At 71.2% G+C, this 21,029-nt stretch carries 14 protein-coding genes and 3 pseudogenes; 10 read left to right on the forward strand and 7 right to left on the reverse strand.

Annotation, left to right across the window (positions count from 1 at the left end; genetic code table 11):
* Positions 1-1,103, reverse strand: a pseudogene (locus ACIHEJ_RS05295) (hypothetical protein); the annotation flags it as partial.
* A 414-nt stretch (positions 1,104-1,517) separates the two neighbouring features.
* On the opposite strand from ACIHEJ_RS05295, the gene ACIHEJ_RS05300 reads away from it, so the two are divergent.
* The 5 genes from ACIHEJ_RS05300 (at position 1,518) to ACIHEJ_RS05320 (ending at position 6,492) form a co-directional block, all read left to right on the forward strand.
* Complete coding sequence (locus tag ACIHEJ_RS05300) at positions 1,518-2,534, forward strand: GlxA family transcriptional regulator (RefSeq protein WP_400132286.1); 1,017 nt, start codon at positions 1,518-1,520, stop codon at positions 2,532-2,534.
* Positions 2,531-4,279: a thiamine pyrophosphate-binding protein gene (locus ACIHEJ_RS05305; protein WP_400132287.1), complete on the forward strand. Its 1,749-nt coding sequence runs from the start codon at positions 2,531-2,533 to the stop codon at positions 4,277-4,279. Before ACIHEJ_RS05300 ends, ACIHEJ_RS05305 begins: the two co-directional genes overlap by 4 nt.
* A complete protein-coding gene (locus tag ACIHEJ_RS05310) occupies positions 4,251-4,901 on the forward strand; it encodes an SRPBCC family protein (protein ID WP_400132288.1) in 651 nt (216 codons plus the stop codon). The genes ACIHEJ_RS05305 and ACIHEJ_RS05310 overlap by 29 nt, the downstream gene beginning before the upstream one ends.
* Complete coding sequence (locus tag ACIHEJ_RS05315) at positions 4,898-5,917, forward strand: 3-oxoacyl-ACP synthase III family protein (protein WP_400132289.1); 1,020 nt, start codon at positions 4,898-4,900, stop codon at positions 5,915-5,917. Before ACIHEJ_RS05310 ends, ACIHEJ_RS05315 begins: the two co-directional genes overlap by 4 nt.
* 74 nt (positions 5,918-5,991) lie before the next feature.
* Complete coding sequence (locus ACIHEJ_RS05320; RefSeq protein ID WP_400132290.1) at positions 5,992-6,492, forward strand: DUF2231 domain-containing protein; 501 nt, start codon at positions 5,992-5,994, stop codon at positions 6,490-6,492.
* Positions 6,493-6,501: 9 nt separating this feature from the next.
* Here ACIHEJ_RS05320 and ACIHEJ_RS05325 read toward each other — a convergent pair whose 3' ends face one another.
* Positions 6,502-7,653 carry an ABC transporter substrate-binding protein gene (locus ACIHEJ_RS05325; RefSeq protein ID WP_400132291.1) on the reverse strand — a complete coding sequence of 384 codons (1,152 nt, stop codon included), beginning with the start codon at positions 7,651-7,653 and terminating at the stop codon, positions 6,502-6,504.
* A 156-nt stretch (positions 7,654-7,809) separates the two neighbouring features.
* Complete coding sequence (locus ACIHEJ_RS05330) at positions 7,810-10,644, reverse strand: SpoIIE family protein phosphatase (RefSeq protein WP_400132292.1); 2,835 nt, start codon at positions 10,642-10,644, stop codon at positions 7,810-7,812.
* Between the two features lie 98 nt (positions 10,645-10,742).
* On the opposite strand from ACIHEJ_RS05330, the gene ACIHEJ_RS05335 reads away from it, so the two are divergent.
* Positions 10,743-11,585, forward strand: coding sequence for a hypothetical protein (locus ACIHEJ_RS05335; protein ID WP_400132293.1), 843 nt, complete (start codon positions 10,743-10,745; stop codon positions 11,583-11,585).
* A 206-nt stretch (positions 11,586-11,791) separates the two neighbouring features.
* Here the strand turns inward: ACIHEJ_RS05335 and ACIHEJ_RS05340 are convergent, their stop codons facing one another.
* Complete coding sequence (locus ACIHEJ_RS05340; RefSeq protein ID WP_400132294.1) at positions 11,792-12,799, reverse strand: NADP-dependent oxidoreductase; 1,008 nt, start codon at positions 12,797-12,799, stop codon at positions 11,792-11,794.
* Positions 12,800-12,919: 120 nt separating this feature from the next.
* Positions 12,920-13,624 carry a TetR/AcrR family transcriptional regulator gene (locus ACIHEJ_RS05345; RefSeq protein ID WP_400132295.1) on the reverse strand — a complete coding sequence of 235 codons (705 nt, stop codon included), beginning with the start codon at positions 13,622-13,624 and terminating at the stop codon, positions 12,920-12,922.
* 91 nt (positions 13,625-13,715) lie between these two features.
* Here ACIHEJ_RS05345 and ACIHEJ_RS05350 point away from each other — a divergent pair, with 91 nt between their 5' ends.
* The 4 genes and pseudogenes from ACIHEJ_RS05350 (at position 13,716) to ACIHEJ_RS05365 (ending at position 17,730) form a co-directional block, all read left to right on the forward strand.
* Positions 13,716-14,768: a zinc-binding dehydrogenase gene (locus ACIHEJ_RS05350; RefSeq protein WP_400132296.1), complete on the forward strand. Its 1,053-nt coding sequence runs from the start codon at positions 13,716-13,718 to the stop codon at positions 14,766-14,768.
* 365 nt (positions 14,769-15,133) lie between these two features.
* Positions 15,134-15,535, forward strand: a complete 402-nt coding sequence (locus ACIHEJ_RS05355) for a DUF485 domain-containing protein (RefSeq protein ID WP_400132297.1) — start codon at positions 15,134-15,136, stop codon at positions 15,533-15,535.
* Positions 15,532-17,148: a cation acetate symporter gene (locus ACIHEJ_RS05360; protein WP_400132298.1), complete on the forward strand. Its 1,617-nt coding sequence runs from the start codon at positions 15,532-15,534 to the stop codon at positions 17,146-17,148. The genes ACIHEJ_RS05355 and ACIHEJ_RS05360 overlap by 4 nt, the downstream gene beginning before the upstream one ends.
* A gap of 193 nt (positions 17,149-17,341) precedes the next feature.
* Positions 17,342-17,730, forward strand: a pseudogene (locus ACIHEJ_RS05365) (hypothetical protein).
* A 2,168-nt stretch (positions 17,731-19,898) separates the two neighbouring features.
* On the opposite strand, the gene ACIHEJ_RS05370 reads toward ACIHEJ_RS05365, so the two are convergent.
* Positions 19,899-20,423, reverse strand: a complete 525-nt coding sequence (locus ACIHEJ_RS05370; protein ID WP_400132299.1) for a peptidylprolyl isomerase — start codon at positions 20,421-20,423, stop codon at positions 19,899-19,901.
* Positions 20,424-20,786: 363 nt separating this feature from the next.
* Positions 20,787-20,942, reverse strand: a pseudogene (locus ACIHEJ_RS05375) (transposase); the annotation flags it as partial.
* Between the last annotated feature and the right edge of the window lie 87 nt (positions 20,943-21,029).

Here is a 21,029-nt window from a genome sequence, read left to right on the forward strand (position 1 = left end):
TCACCGCCGCCACCACCCTCACCACCACCGTGGCCACCACCGCCACTCGGACGGTCGGTGTTCTCAGGATCGCCACCACCCTCACCGCCGCCACCACCCTCACCACCACCGTGGCCACCACCGCCACTCGGACGGTCGGTGTTCTCAGGATCGCCACCACCCTCACCGCCGCCACCGCTGTCACCGCCGCCGTCGCCATCGCGGTCGTAGATGCCGCCGTGACCGAAGTGACCGGCGTCCCCGCCGCCGTCCCCGCCTACGCCGCCGAAGCCGCCATCCCCACCTGTACCGCCGAAGCCGCCGTCCCCACCTGCACCGCCGAAGCCGCCGTCCCCACCTGCACCACCGAAGCCGCCGTGCCCACCGAGGTCGCCGAAGCCACCGGAACCGACACCGCCGTCACCGAAACCACCGGCGCCCGGACCGCCGTCACCGAGACCCCCGTCGGCACCGCCGAAGCCACCATCGGCACCTCCGCCGAGGCCGCCGAAGTCGCCGAAGCCGCCGAAGCCTCCCTCGGCACCCGTGCCGAGCTGCCCACCGAGGTCACCCGGGCCGCCGAGATCCGCACCCGCGCCCTCGTCGCCGAACCCGCCGAAATCGCCGAACCCGCCGAAATCGCCCGGTCCGCCCGCCACCTCGGCGGGAGACCGGTCGAGCAACGGGCCGCCGAGCAGACTGTGGGAACCGGGCGCCGCCATGTCGAAGTGGTCGGGGACGGCCGGGCCGCCGGCGTCGTGGTAGCCGGCGACCTGGTCCGCCGGGACGGCGTGGGATGTGGCGCTGTCGTCGGGCGTGGAGACGTCGTGCGTCGCCCCGGAGACATCTCCCGCGGGAACCGTGTGGCCGGCCGTCACGTCGTGGTGCGCCAGCGCATGCGCCGCGCTTCCGAAGAACAGGGACGACTTGGACAGCCGTGGATCGAGAGCGGCCGGCCCCCCGGCGGTGCCGGACTCGACGCGGAGGGAGCGGAGTTCGGCGACCTGCGCGGGCGACAGGCCGAGTCTTCGCGCCACCTCACCGGTGTCGCCGTCGAGTTCGACGCGGAAGGCCGGGTCGACGGCCAGGCGGGTCAGGGCAGCGCGATAGGCGTCGTCGGTCATGGTTCGGTCTCCGTCGGTCTGCGGGCACTGATGCCGATCGCGGCGGAGCCGAGGATCCCCCTGGTCGGCGGCAACTGCCATTTCCGGCCATCCCCGCCGATACCTGCTGGACACGTTATAGAGCCTTGGCATGGGCAACGCAAGAGCAACGAGCAGCGCGGTCGGCAGATGAGGGCGCTCCGCCGGGCTGCGCGCCCACCGATCAGATACGGCCACCGACCTGTCGCCGTGCCGACGGAATCACGCACAGCGGTGCCCGGAGCCGCCCTTGTGAGCTGCCTCACCTCCCACCGCCCGAGCGCCGCGCGAACTGCCTGGCCAGGGGCCTGCGTTCCGATGCGCCGCCGCTTCCTGGCCGGATCCGTCAGTAATCTGTCATTGCAGCCAGTACGTCAGCCGATACAGGCTGTGACCGTGTTGGAACGACGGGTTGTTGTGGTGGTGTACGCGGGCGCGATGGCCCTGGACATCACCGGGCCGATTGAAGTGTTCGATACCGCGAACCGGCTGCTGGGAGCCGCGGGCACCCCCTACCGGACCGAATTCGTCTCCGCCGACGCGCCACTGGTGCGCACGAGTTCGGGGGTGGTGGTGGAGGCCTCGCCCCTGGAGGCGGGACTGGGCCCGATCGACACGCTCCTCGTACCGGGCGGGTGGAGTCTCCACAGCGCGCTCCGGGACCATGCGCTCGTGTCCTGGATCGGCGGGGCAGCCGCCCGGTCGCGCAGAGTCGCCTCGGTCTGCGGCGGTTCCTTCCTGCTGGCGGAGGCCGGCCTCCTCGACGGCAGGCGCGCCACCACACACTGGGCGTACAGCGAGGCGATGGCGTGCCGCTATCCGGATGTGACCGTGGACGGCGAGCCGATCTTCGTCTGGGACGGCCCCTTCGTGACGTCCGCGGGGGTGTCCACGGGCATCGACATGGCGCTGGCCCTGGTGGAGGACGATCACGGATCGGCGCTCGCCCTGGAGACGGCACGGTTCCTGGTGCTGTTCCTCAAGCGGCACGGAGGCCAGTCCCAGTACAGCGCCGTCCTGGACGCCCAGTTGGCCGACCACCCGCCGATCCGGGCGGCACAGGAGTGGATCCTGCAGAACCTGGGCAGCCCGCTGCCCGTCGCCGAGATCGCCCGGCAGGCCAACATGAGTCAGCGCAACTTCGCCCGGGTCTTCCGGCGCGAGGTGGGCACGACACCCGGCCAGTACGTCGAGCGGACGCGCATCGCCCGCGCCCGCGAACTGCTGGAGACCACAGGCCTGACGATCAGCCAGATAGCCGGCCGCTGCGGATTCGCCACCACCGAGACGTTCTTCCGTTCCTTCGGACGCACTCTGGGGCTCACCCCCAGGGAATACCGGCTCCGCTTCCAGGTGATCTCACCGTCAGGCCTCATCGACCGCCGCCACGAGCGGCAGGGGAGCCCCGCATGACCACCACCTCGGACTTACCCGAGACAGAGACGATACGCCTGGTCGACCATCTGGCCGGGGAGCTCGCCAGGGCCGGCGTCACCCACATGTTCGGCGTCGGCGGCGCGAACATCGAGGACCTGTACGACGCAGTGCACCGCGGCGGCGCCGTCCGCGGTGTCGTCGCCAAACACGAGTTCTCCGCCGTCACCATGGCCGACGGATACGCCCGTACCAGCAGGCGCCTGGGCGTCGTTGCCGCCACCTCGGGCGGTGGGGCGATGAATCTGCTGCCGGGTCTGGCGGAGGCGTACGCCTCCCGGGTGCCGGTGCTGGCGCTGGTGGGCCAGCCACCGACCGGCGAGGAAGGGCGCGGGGCGTTCCAGGACACCAGCGGCAAGGCCGGCTCCTTCGACGCACGGGAGGTCTTCGCTCCCGTCTCCCGGTTCTGCGCCCGGGTCGACGACCCGGACTCGCTCACGCAGTTGCTGCCGCGTGCCGTCGCGGCGGCACAGGCCGATCCACGCGGTCCGGCCGTTCTGTTGCTCCCCAAGGACGTACAGCAGGCGCGGATCCAGGTGCCCGCCCGCGGTCCGGCCCCGGCGCCGGGCGGCCCCGCGACGGCGTCCGCGGCGCGACTCGACGCGGCCGCCGTCGGCGCCGTGTCGGACGCCCTGCGCAACGCCGGTCGCGTCCTCGTCGTCGCCGGCGAGGACGTCGCCGCCGCCGACGCGCGTGGGGAACTGGCCGAACTGGCCCGGCGCCTCGGGGCGTGGGTGGCGGTCACCCCCGACGCCAAAGACGTCTTCGACAACCGTGATCCGCACTTCGCGGGCGTGGCCGGGGTGATGGGTCACGCCAACGTCGAGGACTGTCTGCGCCGGGCCGACGTGTGTCTGCTGGCCGGGACCCGGCTGCCGCTCCTGGCACGTGGCGGCCTCGACCGGGCCCTGGCCGCCACCGACGTCGTGAGCCTCGGCCCGGAACCGCCGTTCGTGGCGGGCACCGCACTCCAGGGGAACCTGCGGGACGCGCTGCGCGCGGTGACCGCCCGGCTGCCGTCGCACCCGCGCCCCTGCCCGCCGCACGCCGGTCCCGTCCCCAGGCCCGTGCCGGGTCCGCTCCCGCAGGCCCCGGAGCGGACCGTCTCCCATGCCCGGGCGGTCGCCGCGGTCGAGGCGGCACTCCCTGAGGACGCACACGTCTTCGTGGACGCCGGCAACGCGGGGGCCGGCGCGATCCACCTCCTCCCGGCGCCGCGCCACGGCCGCTTCGTGGTGGCGGTCGGCATGGGTGGCATGGGCTACACCTTCGGCGCCGGCATCGGCGCCGCGCTCGCCACCGGCCGGCGCACGTACGTCCTCGCCGGCGACGGGTCCTTCTTCATGCACGGCATGGAGGTGCACACCGCCGTGGAGTACGACGCCCCCGTGACGTTCGTGATCTTCAACAACAACGCCCACGCCATGTGCGCGCTGCGGGAGGAGTTCCTCCAGGGCGGCGTCCGCAGCGACGACCTGTTCGCACGGACCGACCTCGCCGCCGGAGTGGCCGCCGCCTTCCCGTCGTTGGAGGCCACGGGAGTCACCGACGCGGCGGACCTGCGCACGGCGCTGCTGCGCAGCAACGCGGGCGGCGGCCCGGCGTTCGTCGCGGTGGCCTGTGACCCACGGGAGATCCCCCCGTTCCTTCCCTTCCAGTCCTTCACCGAAGCCAGCAGAACCAAGGAGAGTTCAGATGAGCGAGGAGCCGTCCGCGTCGGCTGACATTCCCGGTCTGATCCGGATCGAGAACGCCGGCAAGGAGGAACTGACCGCCCACTGCATGGAGCTCACCCACGCGGTCTACCCGCACCACCAGGTCTACGGGCAGTACTGCACCATCCACGAGTACGTCGACTGCCCTCCGGAGCAGGTCTACGACTACCTGCGCCAGGGGCACCACCTGGAGGAATGGACCTGCAGCCTGCGGGACTTCGCCCCCTCCGGCACACCGGGGCTGTGGGTCGGTCACGACCGGCTGGAGGACGACACCAGGATCTACTGCAAGGTGCTCGCGAACCCCGAGGCCATGACCGTGGACTACCACTGTTCCTGGGACCAGGGCGAGAAGCTGTGGATGATCTACCTCATGCGTGTCGTTCCGGCCCGGCTGGTACTCGACAGGCCGGGTTCGGTGATCACCTGGACCAACTGCCGGCACCCCTACTACGACGACAACCCGCATCCCGCTCTGGCCCCGCGCCCGGACCGGCCCTGGGTGGGCGACTACTGGGACCTCTTCTACGCCGGCCACACCGTGGAGATGCGCAACCTCAAGGCCATCCTGGAACACCGTCACCGGCGCGGCCTTCCGGTCGCGGCTCCGGCGCGGACGGTGACACGATGACGACGGTCAGCCTCACCGACGTCGCGAGCTACCTGCCCGGCGAGCCGGTCCCCGCGGAGTTCTACACGGACTTCCCCGGAGCCGAGGACAAGCTCCGCGACCACCCCATGTTCAAGGTTCCGCCGTCACGGCACCACGTGGCCAGGGACGAGACCAACGCGGACATGGTCGAGCGCGCCGTACAGCCCCTGATCGAACGGCACGGCGCGGCCGAGATCCGGGGGGTCGACGTGCTGCTGGTGCACAGCCAGTTGCCGGACCTGCCGTTCGTGGGCGCCGGGACCGAGGTGGCGCGTCGGCTGGGCCTGAACCCGGAGTGGCTGGTCGACGTGGCCAACGCGGGCTGCGCGTCCTTCGTGTACATGATGAAGCTGGCCCGGCAGATCCTCACCTCCACCGACGCGAAGACCGCGCTGATATGCAACGCGCAGAGCGCTGCGGGCCAGTGGTTCACCCAGTCCGAGGTGCGCAGACTCGCCCAGGCGGCGATCCCGGGCGACGGATGCGGGGTGGGGTACCTGACGACGTCGGCACAGTCACCGGTCCTCGACGTGGAGACCCGGCACATCGGCGCGTACGCCGGCGACATGACCGTGGCGGTCGACGACGGTCGCAAGTACTGGGAGCCGGGAGAGTCCCAGCTGCGGATCGGGTTCACCGACGCCAGTGTCGCGAAGGTCCTGGCACGCGGGAACCGCCTCGTCCCCGAGGTGGTCACGGAGCTGTGCCGCCGGCTCGGCGTGGCCGGCACCGACATCGACGTCCTCGTCACCAACCAGCCGAACCGCACCTTCCTGCGGAACTGGCGCGAGGCGCTGCAATTGCCGGCCGAACGGCACCTGCACACGTTCGACGAGTACGGGAATCTGTTCGGAGCGGCGATCCCGATCACCCTGGACCAGGGGATCAGCTCCGGGCAGGTGGCGGACGGCGACCTGGTGGTGCTCGGCGGGTTCGCCCACGCGGGCGACTTCGCCGGTGCCGTCGCCGTTCGCTGGCGCGGCGGACGGGCCTGAGCCGTTGATCCACTGAGAGGCAACTGAGAGGTGGCTGTGCCACGCTGGCGCGCCCACCTCCGAGGAGCCTCTGAATGACTCTGATCAACGGTCTGCCCGCCCATGTGCTGTTCGTCCATGTGGTCGTCGTGCTGATACCTCTCACCGCGCTGGCCCTGGTGACAGCCGCGCTGTGGCCGCGCGCCGCCCGGCGGCTCGGCGTTCTGCTGCCGGTGCTCGCCCTCCTGGCCCTGGCGAGCGTGCCGCTGACCACGCACGCCGGCGAATGGCTGGAGCGGCACGTCGACGACGACGCCCTCGTGCGTCGGCACACCGAGTTGGGTGACGGGCTGCTGCCGTGGGCCATGGGCCTGTTCGTGCTGGCGGCGGCCGTCTGGTGGGCGGGGCGGCGCGCTTCGGCGGAGTCCGGGCGGAACGGCGGAACGCGCTGGACCGCCCTGCCGGTGCGGATCGTCGTCGGCGTGCTCTCGCTGGCCGTCGCGGTGGGGGCGGTCGTGGACGTCTACCGGATCGGTGACTCCGGAGCGAAGGCCGCCTGGCACGACGCCTACTCGAAGACGGGCCGCTCTTCCTGACGGGGACAATCAGCCGGAGAGGACCTTTCCCCAGCCCTCGGCGACCGTCACCTTCGCCTTCTCCAGTTGCGCGTCCGTCGGGAACTGCGGCGTTCCCTCGACCGTCGGCAATCGCGCCGCGGCGGCCTTGTCGAGAGTGCCGTCCTGCCTCATGACGTCCATGAGCACCGGGCGGGCGTAGGAGCGCAGCCGAAGGTTCTGGCCCTGTGGACTGAAGAGGTACTCCTGCCACAGCCGGGCAGCCGCCGGATGCGGGGCGTTCTTGTTGACCGCCAGTGCGAAGTACTGGGCGAAGCTGCCGTCGAAGGGGATCGCGACCTGCCAGTTCACGCCCTTGTCGCGGAGTTGGTCGGCGTAGTGCAGGTTGATGTAGTCCCAGTTGATGCTGATGGGGGTCCGGCCGTCCTCGACCGTCGCCAGGTCGGAACTGAGCGGGTTGAGGTTCCCCTTCCGCTGGAGCTGGGCGAAGAAGTCGAGGCCGGGCTGGACGTCCGCGAACGACCCGCCGTTCGCCAGCGCGGCCGCGTAGACGCCGGCGAAGGCGGTGGCGGATCGGCGCGGGTCGCCCTCCAGTGCGACCTTGCCTCTGTAGGTGGGCTTCAGCAGGTCGGTGAAGGTCTTCGGGCAGGGGGCGACCCGGTTGGCGTCGCAGCCGATGGAGATGTAGCCCCCGTAGTTGTTGGTCCAGCGGGCGTCGGGATCCTTCTGATTGGCGGGGATCGAGTCATAGGCGGCGACCTTGTACGGGGCGAGCAGATTCTGCGCCGCCGCGCTCCTCGCGAACGTGTCGCCCACGTCGATCACGTCGGGAGCCGTCGGCCCCTTGCCCCGTTTCCGCAGGGCGTCGATCTCGTCCTCGCTGTGGGCCAGCGGATTCTCGACGGTGACCTTGATCCCGTACTTCTTCTGGAAGCCGTCGATCAATCCGCCGTAGTCGGCCCAGTCACGCGGCAGCGCCATCGCTCTGAGCGTGCCCTCCCGCTTCGCCGCGGCGATCAGCGCGCGCATGCCGCCCACGTTCTCGGCGGAGGTGGCCACCGCCGGCTTCACGAGTGCGGCGGGCGGTGGGTTCCCGCATGCGCTCAGTCCCGCGCCCAGTCCCAGTGCCGCGAGAGCGGAGCAGCCGAGGACGGCCGCTGCTCGGGCACGGGGTGTGGTCACGACTGCTCCAGGGCGGGGATGAGGGTGTCACCGGAGGACGTGTGCTGGGTACAGAGCGCCGTCGAGGTCAGGGTACCCGGCCTCCTGGGCGCCGGTACGGCGCCGACGGGCCCGCGACCACCGCCTTTCCGTAGCGGAAGGGGGTGTGCGCGTCATTCACAGTTCCGTGTCGTCCCATGGGCCGAGCAGGATCTCGTCGAGTCCCTCCTTCTCCGGCGTGGCGCCGGTGCCGAGGGACTGTTCCGCCCAGATGACCTTGCCGGTGGGGGTGTAGCGGGTCCCCCAGCGTTCGGCGAACCGGGCGACCAGCAGGAGTCCGCGACCCCCCTCGTCGGTGACTTCCGCCCGGCGCAGGCGGGGCGATGTGCTGCTGCCGTCCGAGACCTCGAAGATCAGGGCGCCCGCGGCGGGGCCGCTGGTCGGGGCCGTGCGGAGCAGCCGTACGGCGATGGGCTCGGCGCCGTAGCGGATGGCGTTGGTGATCAGCTCGCTGAGGATGAGTTCGGCGGTGAAGGTCATCTGCTGCTCCAGGCCCCACTCCGTCAGCCGGCGGGCGCAGGCCGCGCGGACCGGGGCCACCGCCGCCGGGTCACGGGGCACGTCCCACGCGGCGGTCTGCGCCGGCCCGAGCCGGCGCGTGCGGGCCACCAGGAGGGCGATGTCGTCCCCGGGCCGGTCGGACAGCATGGCCTCCATGACCGCCGCGCAGGTGGCCTCCGGTGTTCGCTCGGGCCCGGAAAGAGCATCACGCAGGGCCTCCAGGCCGGCGTCGATGTCCCGGGTGCGGTCCTCGATCAGTCCGTCGGTGTAGAGCACCAGCCGGGAACCCTCGGGCACGGTGAGCTCGGCCGTCTCGACCGGCAGGCCGGCACCGAGACCCAGCGGCGGGGAGACGGGCAGCCGGGGGAAGTCGACGGTCCCGTCGGGCCGGACCACCGCCGGCCCCGGATGGCCGGCGGTGGCGAGCACCAGTTGCCCGGAGGTGGGGTCGTAGACGGCGTACTGACAGGTCGCGCCGGTGATCATCCCGTGCCCGTCCTCGGCGGCTGCGGCCTCCTCGGCGTCGATCTGGGCCACCAGCTCGTCCAGCCGGTCCAGCAGCTCGTCCACGGGCATGTCCAGGACGGCGAAGTTGTGTACGGCGGTGCGCAGCCGGCCCATGGTCGCCGCGGCGTGCAGACCGTGACCGACGACATCGCCCACGACCAGCGCCACCCGGGTGCCGGACAGCGGGATCACGTCGAACCAGTCCCCGCCCACCCCGGCCTCGGCCGGCAGGTAGCGGTAGGCCACGTCGAGAGCGGACTGCTCGGGCACCCCGCGGGGCAGCAGGCTGTGCTGCAGGGTGACGGCCATGGTGTGTTCGCGGGTGTAGCGGCGGGCGTTGTCGATGCACACCGCTGCCCGGGAGGCGAGCTCCTCGGCGAAGGACATGTCCTCTTCCTCGAACGGCGCGGAGTCCTTCGCGCGCCAGAAGTCCACCACTCCCAGCACCACGCCGCGGGCGCGCAACGGAACCACGAGCAGGGAGTGGATGCCGTGGTCGAGGATGCGCCGTGTCTGTTCGGGGTGCTGGGCCCGCCAGCCGTCGGAGGCGCTCAGGTCCCCGACCAGGACCGGCCGGCCCTCGGTCATCGTCACGGAAACGGGGTGGGCCGGGACGAACCGGATCAGCTCCCCGACGGGGTGCAGAAGATCGTCCGCGTCCGGGCCGGCGACGGCAATGCGGCGCAACTCGGTGGTCCCGGCGGTCGTACCGGGGGACTCCTCGCCGCGCAGGACCGGCTCGAGCAGTTCGACGGTGACGATGTCCGCGAACCGGGGCACCGCCACCTCGGCCAGTTCCTCGGCCGTGCGCTTCACCTCCAGCGTGGTGCCGATCTGCAGACCGGCGTCGTAGAGGAGCCTCAGCCGTTCACGCGCCACGTCGGCCCGGCCGGTGAGGGCCCGGAGCTCGGTGCTGTCGCGGAGCGTCACCACACTTCCCACCGGTCCGTGCGGTGCGGTGAGCCGCTTGTTGACCGCGAGCAGCCGGCCTGCCGCCAGGTACACCTCGTCGGTGGCCTGGCGGTCGGAGGCCAGCAGCCCGGCGAGGTCCTCCTCCAGCCCCAGATCGGTGATGTGTCGCCGCTCCGCGTCCGTCGGCAGGTCCAGCAGCCGCCGTGCCTCGTCGTTGGCCAGCAGCAGCCGGCCCTCACCACCGACGATCAGCACTCCTTCCCGTACCGCGTGCAGCACCGCGTCGTGGTGCTCGTACATACGGGTCATCTCGGCCGCCCCGAGGCCACGGGTCTGGCGCCGCAACCGCCTGCTGACCAGGCCCGAGCCGCCTGCCGCGACGCCGAGGGCGGCGGCGGCGCCACCGAAGAGGACCGGCAGCTGCCGGTTCACCCTGTGCTGCACGGTCTCGACGGTGACGGGTACGGAGACGACGGCGACGACCGAACCGTCGGGATCCCTGACGGGGACCGCCGAGATCACGGAGAGTCCCAGGGACCCCTCGAAGGTACTCGTGAACGGTCTGCCGCTCGCCGCCGCCGCGTAAGGACCGATGACGTGTTTGCCGATCTGACGCGGGTCGCTGTGGGTGAGGGTGATGCCGTCCAGCCCGTACACGATGATGGCGTCGACGCCTGCGGCCTTCCGGGCCGCCTCGGCGTGCGGCTGCAGCACCGCGGTCGGGTGCGCGCTGTGCAGCGCCGCCACGGTCCCCGGGGCGTTCGCGAAGGTCTGCGCGGTGGCGAGCGTCCGCCGGCGGGCGTCCGCCATGACGTCGCCTCGCGCCTGTACGACGAGGGCCACCAGGGTGGCCGCGACGAGCAGCAGCACGACCGCCAGCTGCAGCAGGAAGACCTGCCCGGCCAGGCTGTGCACGCTCAGCAGTGAGCCGGTCCGCCGCACCTCGCTCCCCGGGCGGGGCAGGTCGGGCCGACGAGTCCTCCTGGACGCACGAGACACATCACGCCCAGTCTGACCCGAAACCTCACTCATATCCCCTTTCTATCGTTTATGGGCGGCCGACCACCATCGATCGAACGGGGCAGCGTTTCGCGGGCCACTGCGTCCCGCACGCGGTCTAACCTCGGCCCGTGGGGCAGCCCGAGCAGCGCGCCGAGGGTGCGGGACCGTTCACCACGAGGCTCACCTGGCACCCTCCCGCCGGTGGCACCGCGGTCTGGGAGTCACGCCTTGCACGGCGACGCGGGGTGCTCGCCGTCCGACCGCCCGGTGCGGCGACCAGCCGGCACACCCGTGCGGACGCCGTGGCCGTGGCCAGGTTGCGCAGACTCAACGCCGTCGCCGCGCTCGCCTTCGTCATCGGCGGGTTCCTGTTCGCGGCCGGAGCGGCCGTGGCCCAGTACGGCTCCGGCGACGCCACCGAGTCCGCCTCGATCTACTTCGTCGGCGGCCTGTTCTTCAACACCGGCGGCTACGTCTCGCTGCTCCAGGTGATCAACGCGCCGCGACACGTCGCCGGAGGCGAAGGCCGGCTGGTCACCCGCCGCTGGCGGTGGTGGAGCTACGAACCGACGCGCGTGGACTGGCTGGGCACGTTCGCCCTCTTCGCGGGCACGCTCGTCTTCGCCGTCAACCTGCTGGACTCGTTCCTGAAAGGCCTGAGCGTCCAGCAGGTCGACCGCCTGATCTGGACGCCCGACGTGATCGGCTGTCTGCTGTTCCTGGTCTCCGGGCACCTGGGCTTCGTCGAGATCTGCCACGGTCGGCCGTGCGTCCGGTCACGCAGCCTGGGCTGGTGGATCGTCGCCGTGAACCAGATCGGCTCCGTCCTGTTCATGGTTTCGGCGCTCGCCGCCTTCACCCGCCCCGCCACCGGTGGCATGGTCGACACCGGACTCGCCAACTGGGGCACGCTCGCCGGCGCCCTCTGCTTCTCGCTCGCCGGTCTCCTCCAGCTCCGTGAACACCCCTAGGGGGCGCCGCGGCCCCAGGTGAGTCGACCGGTGTGCTCCGTCAGTTCCTGGGCCGACCCGAGGCAGCACCCGGCCGGGTGGCCGCCGCACAGGCCACCGGCTGGGTGCTGTCGCGTCCACCGGCCGGCCTGTCCGGTGGGGTCCGGCGCCTCAGGACACGTCCCTCGCGGTGAGACGCGGAGCGGCGGTGCCGCTCGCGACGGCGGTCACGCCAGTTCCAGGACGAGCTTGCCGACGTTCTCCCCGCGGAAGAGCATCTGCAACGTCTCCGGGAAGTCGTCCACGCTGCCCCGCACCACGTGTTCCTTGACCTTGATGCGGCCGGCGCCGATCCAGGCGGAGATGTCTCGAGCCGCCTCGGCGTAGCGCTTGGCGTGGTCGAAGACGACGAAGCCCTCCATGCGGGCACGGCGCACCAGCAGGGAAAGGTAGTTGGAGGGGCCCTGGACCGGAGTGGCGTTGTTGTACTGGCTGATCGCACCGCAGATCACGACGCGTGCGTGCATCGCCAGCCGGGTCAGGGCGGTGTCGAGGATGTCCCCTCCGACGTTGTCGAAGTAGACGTCGATGCCGTCGGGGGCGTGCTCGCGCAGCGCCTTTTTGACGTCGTCGGCCCGGTAGTCGATCGCCGCGTCGAATCCGAGTTCGCCGGTGAGCAAGGCGCACTTCTCCGGCCCTCCTGCGATGCCCACGACCCGGCATCCCTTGGCCTTCGCGATCTGTCCCGCGATGGTGCCGACCGCGCCCGCCGCTCCCGACACCACGACGGTCTCGCCGTCCTTGAGGGCGCCGACCTCCAGCAGACCGAAGTAAGCGGTCATGCCGGGCATGCCCAGGGCTCCCAGGTACGTGGAGGGCGGGGCGAGCGAGGTGTCGACCTTCATGGCGCCCCGGCCGTCGGAGACCACGTACCCCTGGACACCGAAGGTGCCGACGACGTGGTCACCCGGCTGGAAATCGGGATGTTCGGACGCGGTGACCTCGATGACCGATCCGGCGCGCATCACCTCACCGATACCCACCGGCGGCAGGTAGGAAGGGCGGTCGTCCAGCCAGCCCCGCATGGCCGGGTCCAGGGAGATGACGCGCGTCCGGCCGGCGAATCGGCCGGGGCCCGGCTCTTCGACGGGTCCGGAGCAGTGCTCCCAGTCCTCGGGCTTCACCTGGCCCACAGGGCGGGCTGCCAGACGGATCTGTCGGTTGGTCACGGACATCGCGTCTCCTGTCGTTCAGGGCTTCGCCGCAGGGTACCGACCAGTAGGTATGCCAGGGGGTGTGATGTTCACCACGCGCCGCACCCGATGTCGTCCGCCTCGGCCGCAAGGCCCGACCGGTCAGCGCGTCGGGGTCTTCCGCTCGGACCGGCCCTTGCCGCCCCTGTCCCGCAGCAGTCGCTCGGTCTGTGCGGACACCGGTGTGGCCAGCAATGCCGTGACGAGGTCGACCAGACGACTGGTGAACAACCGGTCGTCCCTGCGAGGGTGTCCGGCGGCCCGGGCGGCGAGTTCGGCGTGACAGAAGCGCATGGCGGTGAAGCGGGTGTGGAACACCGCGGTGGACTCGGGTGCCAGCAGCGGCTCCACCAGGCGCCGCCAGGGATAGATGCTCGACCCCTCCGTCACGACCGCCTCGACCAGGGGCTCGGGACGGTTGAGCAGTTCGGCCACGATCTGCAGGAACTCGCGACCTCCGTCGGGATCGGCGAGCTTCGCGGCGGCCGGCAGCACCAGTGCGGCGGCGAGAGACCGGAGATCCACGGCGCCGCTGTCCTCGTACTGCTGCAGCAGTACCTCCCGGCGGGCGTCCACTGCCGGCAGGTGCTTGTCGAGTACGGCGCGCAGCAGGCCCGCCCGGTCGCCGAAGTGGTACTGCAGGGCCGTCGCGTTGCGCTGGCCGGCTGCCCGCTTGATCTCGTTGAGCGACGCACCGTCGACGCCCTTCGCCGCGAACAACTGCTCGGCGGCACGCACGAGGGCGGCGCGCGTCTCACCCGCCTTCCGGCTCCGAGCCGACGTGGCCTGCGTCTCATGCGCTGTCACGGATGCCCATGCTAGCCTCCGCCCCGCCGAAGTAATACACGTGCATTAATAACTGATGAAGGCGCCTTGGCGCGCTGCGGGAGTCAATCCAGTGAAGGCACTGACCTACCACGGCCCCCACGACATCCGCTTCGAGGATGTCCCCGACCCGGCCGTCACCAGCCCCACCGACGCGGTCGTCCAGGTCACCACGGCCGGAATCTGCGGAAGCGACCTGCACATCTACGGCGGCAACGGGTTCAGCCCGGAGACCGGTTACACCCCGGGGCACGAGTGCGTCGGCGTGGTCGCCGACACCGGCGGCCGGGTCAGCCGCTTCAAGCCGGGCGACCGGGTGCTGGTTCCCGCCTCGGTCGGCTGCACACTGTGCGGAACCTGCGCGAAGGGACTCACCGCCAGGTGCGAGCGAGCCCAGGCGCCGACGGACCTCTGTTACGGAGTGAGCCCGCACCTTCCGGGAAGTCAGGCCCAGTTCCTGGCCGTGCCCCATGCCGACGTCAACCTGGTGCACCTGCCCGACGGCGTCTCGGACGAGGCGGCCATCGTCCTGACGGACAACGCCCCCACGGCCTGGTACGGCTGCCGCCGAGCCCGCATCCAGCCCGGCGAAACGGTTCTTGTCATCGGTCTCGGCCCGGTCGGCCTCATGGCCGCGCAGTCCGCCTTCATGATGGGTGCCGCCCGCGTGCTGGGCGTGGACCTGGTCCCGGAGCGCCGGGCCTTCGCCGAGACCCTGGGCGTCGAGCCTGTCGAGGGCGAGGACGCGCGAACGGCCGTACGGGAGATGACGCGAGGACGCGGTCCGGACGCCGTGGTGGAGGCCGTGGGTTCGGACGCCACCATCGGGCTGGCCCTCAAGGCCGTCCGGCAGGCCGGACGGGTCAGCGTCGTCGGTGTCAGTCAGAGCAAGGCCTTCCCCTTCCACATGGGACTGGCCCAGATCAAGGAGCTGGAGTTCGCCATCGGGCTCTGCTCGATCCATTACGAGCTGCCTGCCCTGATCCCCCTCGCCCAGGCCGGCCGGATCACACCGGAGGCCGTGGTCTCCCACCACGTCGCCCTCTCCGAAGGCCCCGCGGCCTACGAACTGTTCAGCAGCCGCGCCGCCGGTGTCCGCAAGATCCTTCTCGACCCCGCCCGCTGATCCGGGGGCGTGACGCACCCCACAGGGCGTCCACGCGCCCACGGCACTACGGTCCCGGGGGCGGGGTCGCCGTCCGCCGAGCGATCACTGTCGGCCGGACACCACATCGAGCTCGAAACGTGACGCTCGGCAGGCTTAACGGCATTCCAACCAGTCGGTATCGTCCGCCGTCACAACCGATCTTCACCGCCGACCTCCCACGCATCCGAGCCGCCCCGGAAGGCCCTGCGATGACACTTCCCGACGACCACCCGTACCCCGACCCGCCATCGGCACTGTCGGGATGGCCGCAGCCGCAGGCCGAGCCGCATGCCCATGTCCCTCGGCGCGCGTCGCACGAGCGGCAGGCGCCGTACGGACACGGCGTGCCACAGGACGACCCGTACGGGTACAACGCCTTTTCGTACGACCCGTACGGGCAGACACCCCGGCACCGGCCGTCCGCGCCCGAGACCGATCGGCACGGTGGCGACCTCGCCGCCCTGCGCTCGGCCTATCGCGTGCTCCGCCGCGTCTCCACGCTCACCGCGCTCGGCTCCTTCGTGGTGTATGTCGTGCTGTCCTGCTGTGCGAGGGGCCTGATGGGGTCCAAGATCACTGGTGACCTGAGCCTGGGCATGGCCCTGGGGGTCCTCCAGCTCGTCGTCACCTTCGCGGCGGTCCTCTGGTACGGACGCAGCGCGCAGCGCTCCGTCGACCCGCTGGCGCGGGCCGTGCGGGAGCGGGCGGCCGGGCGGCAGGACCGGGAAGCCGGGGTGGCGAGATGAACGACTTCGGCACAGGGACGCAGACCGTCGTCCTGGTCCTGTTCACCGCCCTGGTGACCTTCACCCTGCTGATGTGCGTGATGGCGGGACCGGACCGCGACGACCTGACGAACTTCTACACCGGCTACCTCTCGCTCACGCCCCTCAAGAACGGCCTGGCGATCGCGGGCGACTACATCTCGGCGGCCACGGTGCTGAGCACCACCGGCATCATCGCGCTCGCCGGATACGACGGTTACGTCCTGGCGGTCAGCACCGCCCTCTCGCTGGTGCTGCTGATGTTCCTGCTGGCCGAACCGTTGCGCAACGCCGGCAGTTTCACCATGGGCGACGTCCTGGCCCGCACCATGCCGGGGCGCGCGACCCGTGTGGCCTCCTGTGCGGTGACGCTGAGCGCGACCCTCCCTTTCCTGGTCGTCCAACTCTCCGGAGCCGGGTCACTGCTCACCTTCATCCTGGGCATCCCGCACGTGGCCGGCGCCAGGACGACGTGCATCGTCCTCGTCGGCAGCCTGATGATCATCTATGCGGCGCTCGGCGGTATGCGAGGAACCGCACTCATCCAGATGATCAAGATCGTGCTCCTGCTCGGCACCAGCGCCACCGTCGCCGTCCTGGTCATGAACCGCTTCGACTGGAGCCCCGACGCGGTGCTGCAGGCCGCCCGGCGCGGCAGCGGCGCGGGCCCCGCCTTCTTCCAGCAGGGCCTGCAGCTGGGCACCTCGGCCGTCGACCGGCTGGACTTCGCCGGTCTCCAGATCACCGTGATCCTCGGCGCCGCCTGCCTGCCCCACATCACGATGCGTCTGTACTCCGCCCGGGACGCGCCGGCCGTGCGCCGCTCCATGTCATGGGCGGTCGGCACGGTCACCACGTTCTGCCTGCTCGTGATCATCATGGGCACGGGCGCGGCGGCGCTGGTGGGATCGCGGTACATCACCGCGGCCGACCCCCACGGAAGGACGTCGGTGCTGATGCTGTCCCAGGCTCTCGGCGACGGCGCCGGCTCCGTGGGCACCACGGTTCTCTACGCGGCCATGGCAGGCACGGTGTTCATCACTCTGCTGTCCTCGGTCGCCGGAATGACCCTGGCCGCGGCCTCGTCGCTCGCCCACGACCTGTTCGCCCACGCCGTGCGTCGGGGGCGGGCGACGCCGCGTACGGAGATGACGGTGGCGGCGTGGACGAGCGTGGCCGTGGGAACCGTCGCCGTCGCGCTTGCCACCCTGGTCGAGGACTGGGACGTCGGCGTACTGACCACGCTGGCGATCTGCATCGGGGCGTCGGCCGTGGCCCCCGCGCTCACCTACTCCCTGTTCTGGCGAGGCTTCACGCGCACGGGCCTGCTCGCGAGCCTCTACGGCGGTGCGGCCTGCGCACTGGTGCTGATGGTCTTCTCCAAGGCCGTCTCGGGCACGCCGTCCGCGGTCTTCCCGAACGCGGACTTCGGCTGGTTTCCCATGCAGTCCGCGGGGCTGGTCTCCGTCCCGTTCGGCTATCTGGCGGGCTGGCTGGGCAGCCGTCTGGAGCACCGGCGCCGTGCCGCCGGCAGCCTCGAGAGCCGGCGGCTGTACGAGGAGAGCGAGGCACGGTTGCTCGCCGCGGCCGAATGACCGCATCGGCACAGGCGGCGCGGGACCGGACGCCCGATCGCCGCCGGCCGACGCCCTCCTGGTGCGTGCCGCCGACGAACTGCCGGCGCGAGGGTGAGGACGGCGCCGGGGTCAGCGGTGCCCGGTGGGCGAACACGCGGAGGGCCGCCCGCTGTTCGCCGCACCTGCCGCACTGCCCTGGCCGAAGGAGCCGGTGCTGCAGCTGTGGCACGCCCAGACGCTGCTGCGCGAGTTCCGCGGTGACGGCCATGTCGCGTGCCTGCTCAGCGAGGGCGTCGGGGGGCTGGAGGCCCTGATCCTGCACGCCGCCACCGGTGAGCTTCCCGTCGACTTCCTCAAGGCGAGCCGCGGTTGGCGGAAGGACGAGTGGACCGACGCCCTCTGCGCGAGCGGGGCCTCCTCGACGGCGACTCCGTCAGCTCGGAAGGCGCCCTGCCGCGCCGGCACATCGAGGACCGCACCGACCGTCTGGCCCTTGCGGCCTACGCCGCCCTGGGCGACGCCGGCTGTGAGCGTCTCGCCGAACCCGCGAGCCCCTTCGGCCGGGCCGTGGTGGAAGCCGGCCTTCTCAAGATCGGCTGACGCGATCCGTGGTCGCGGCCACCGTCGGTGCTGCCGACCCGCTGCCGATCAGACGGATGCCGTGCCCTGACCAGTGGAGGTTGCCGCGGCGGGGAGCCCCGTCCGTGTCTCAGCCTCCGGCTTCCCCTCCGCTGCTCGGTGAGCCGCTACTGGTGGGAGAGGCGCTGACGCTGCCGGAAGGACTGCCGGAGGGACTGGCGGAAGGGGTCGCCGTCCGCGGGGGCGAGGTGGGGCCGCGGCCGCCGGAGGCTCGCGGGGTCGGTGTCGCCTTCACGGGTGGCGGCGCACTGGTGGAGGTGACGGGAGGCCGAGGGACCGGTGACGTGCTGCGAGACACCGTCGGCCCAGGACGCCGGATCCCGTCACTGTTTCGGTCCTGGACGCCTTTTCGGGCCGGGTGCGTGGTCACACGTCCCGGCGAGGCCTGTGCATCGGGAACGCGGGCCCCGGGCTCTGCGAGTGCCGGCGGTTGTTCCGGGACCGAGGCTGCACGTGGGGCCGTCGACCGAGGGAGGACCGATGCGGTGGCCAGGCCACCGAGGAGGGTGAAGGCGGCCGCGGCAAGAGACCGGACGGCATACTTCCTCAGCCGCCCCGGACGGTCGTGCCGGTCGGCCGGCAGATCCTGCAGAGCAGTCGGTGACCCGGGAAGGGGCGCCCCGGAGGAACTCGGCTCCTCGCTCGAGCGGAGCTCCGGCATCGCGGTCTCGACGGTCGAAGCATCGTCTCCCGGATCGCTCACCTGTGCCATACCGGGGTCGTATGCCCCGCACTCCGGGCAGGTCACGGCCCCGTTGAGCGTGCGGCTGCACGGGATGCAGTAGTCCATGAAGCGACCGTTCTCAGTCCTTGAGTCGACGGGAGCGAAGGCGCACCCGATCCGGGCAGCAGTCGGCGACGGGCAAACGCCGCGTGGTTGGTTCCGGGCCGACCTTTGACATGTGCGAACCTCACTCCCCGTTCTACAGGTGGGTCACCGGTTACCTGGGTCAACGGGCCGCATCCCACGAGCGCTCACCCGAAGGCCGGAAAGTGGGGTATGTAACTCTGCAGGCAGGGACGTTGATGACCGGGCGGTCGCGGCTCGATCCGGGCCGAGTGCCACTCGCTTCCCACGGTTCGGGCGGCTTCCCCCGTGCGCGTTCTCTTCGCTCCCGCGATGCCCTGAGGCGGCGCCACCTCGGATGAGGCGTGGGTTACGTACCGGCCGCGAAGTGAAGACAAAGCAGCGCGGCCTGCGTATCGCCTCCATGAGAAGACGAAGGGAAAGCGACCGGCACCCGGCACCTGGCACCCGCCACCTAGCTCCTGGCGCGTGGCACCTGGCCGCCGCCGACGAAGAAGTGGCCCGTCAGGACCAGAACAGCCCCGGGAGGACTCGGTGGGTCGCAACGACGCCAACCCTGCCTCGGGCTCCCGGCTCAGACCCTGACCTCGCGCAAGAGACCAGGAAGTCCTTCCAGGCGGTGCTGGACGCGTTGGATGCCGCACGCGCCGACCTCCTGCGCGACGAGAGCCGGGAACGCACACGACCAGAGCGTCCCGTGCCCCACCGCCCGGCTGCCGATCAATCACCGCCGACCGGTGGACCGCGCCAGGACGCTCCGCCGGCTGTCGTGGCGGAGCCAGCGGGGCTGCCCGGACCGGCGTTGGCGATGCCCTCGCGGGCGGTGTCCGCGGTCCCCTGAGGGAGGCTGTCAAGCTTGTCGTCGATGGCGGTGCGGTATCCGGCGGACCGCAGGGCGCCGAGCAAGACGAAGCCGCCGGCCAGACCGGCTCACGAAACGGGCGCACGTCAAGGAGCGAGGCGTCCTTGCGGTGCAGCTCCCAGGCCACAAAGCCGACGGCCGCCCGCTTGGAAGAACACCCTCGACGCTGGGGCTGCAGCGGGCGCCACCGCGCCGGCCACGTGAACCAGACCTTGGCTGCGTAGGGCCCGCACCATACTCCGCTCCCGGAAGTCGCTCCACGAAGATCCTGGGAGGGCAAGTGGTCATCGGCTCGAACGGCGGCGGCCCGGCCTACATATGAACCTCCTCCCCGCTGCTCTGGTCACCCTCTACGACCGCATCGGCGACGTCATCTGGACGGACGTCGGCAACGGCTGCCTCACATCACCGGGAGACCAGGAAACGCAGCCGGCCCCACGGTGACCGCACCGCAGTTCCTCAGGGGCGGCAGGACGGCCGGACGCTGAGCAGCTCGGTCCGCAGCGCGGGCGTGCCGTCGACGGGCGCCGGGTCCTGCGCAGTTGGCTCGATTCCACCGGCAGCGATCTTGTCGAGCGTCTTCAGGCCCGCGGCACCGACCGTGCCGAACACCGTGTAGTTCGGTCGCAGCGCGGAGTCGCCGTAGACGACGAAGAACTGCGAACCGTTCGTGTTCGGCCCGGCGTTGGCCATCGCCAGCAAACCGCGCCCGTAGAGGCGACGGACACCGGTCGGATCGCTCGGTGCCGGCGGCAGGTCCACCGGCAGCTCGTCCTTGTACGCGTACCCCGGGCCACCCTCGCCGGTGCCGGTCGGGTCGCCGCACTGCAGGACCTTCAGCGTCGGGTACGCCGTCAGCCGATGGCACACCGTACGGTCGTAGAACCGGTGCAGCGCCAGGTGCGCGAAGCTCTGGACCGTGCACGGCGCCTTCGCCCGGTCCAGACGCAGCGGGAGCGGGCCCTGGCTGGTCGGGACAGCCATACCGACCGTGCCGTGGCTGGGGGTGCGTCGCGGGTCGGGCGGCAGGGGAACCGGCCGCGCCGCCGGCTCGTCCGGGGTCTGGGTGTACTGGCACGGACCGTGCGTGGTGCGCGGCGGGGCATCGGAAGCGGAGGCGGTGGTGCCGCCCCCTGACGCGATCAACGCTGCTACCGCCAATGCGGTCATGAGAGCTCGGTTCATCCTGCGCACCCTCCAAAAGATCGTCAGATTTCGGAGCGGTCGGAGTCTAAAGCGCGGCCCGGCGGGCGAGAACCCGTCCGCAAGCCACATCCGCCTCCCAGGCTCTTCGGCCCGCGGCCGCAGGCCACTTCGTTCGGATGCGGCACAGCGCCGGCCGGCCGATCAGGGCGTCCACCTGGTGCACGACGGATGCTCCCCGAGTCGTGCCACGGCGTCGGTGATCAGTTTGGTCCAGGGCCAGTGCTTCGCGAGCCGGAGGATGCGGCGGCGTCCGGTGGTGACCAACTGGGCAGCGAGGGAGAACAGCCGCAGGCGCAGGCTTCACCTGGAGAGCGCTTCTTCCATGCGACGACTCGGACACCCTGGACAAGTACCATCGTTGCAGGTCAGGAGCACTCTTCGGGC

It is taken from the genome of Streptomyces sp. NPDC052301 (genome assembly GCF_044593395.1).
GTDB lineage: Bacteria > Actinomycetota > Actinomycetes > Streptomycetales > Streptomycetaceae > Streptomyces.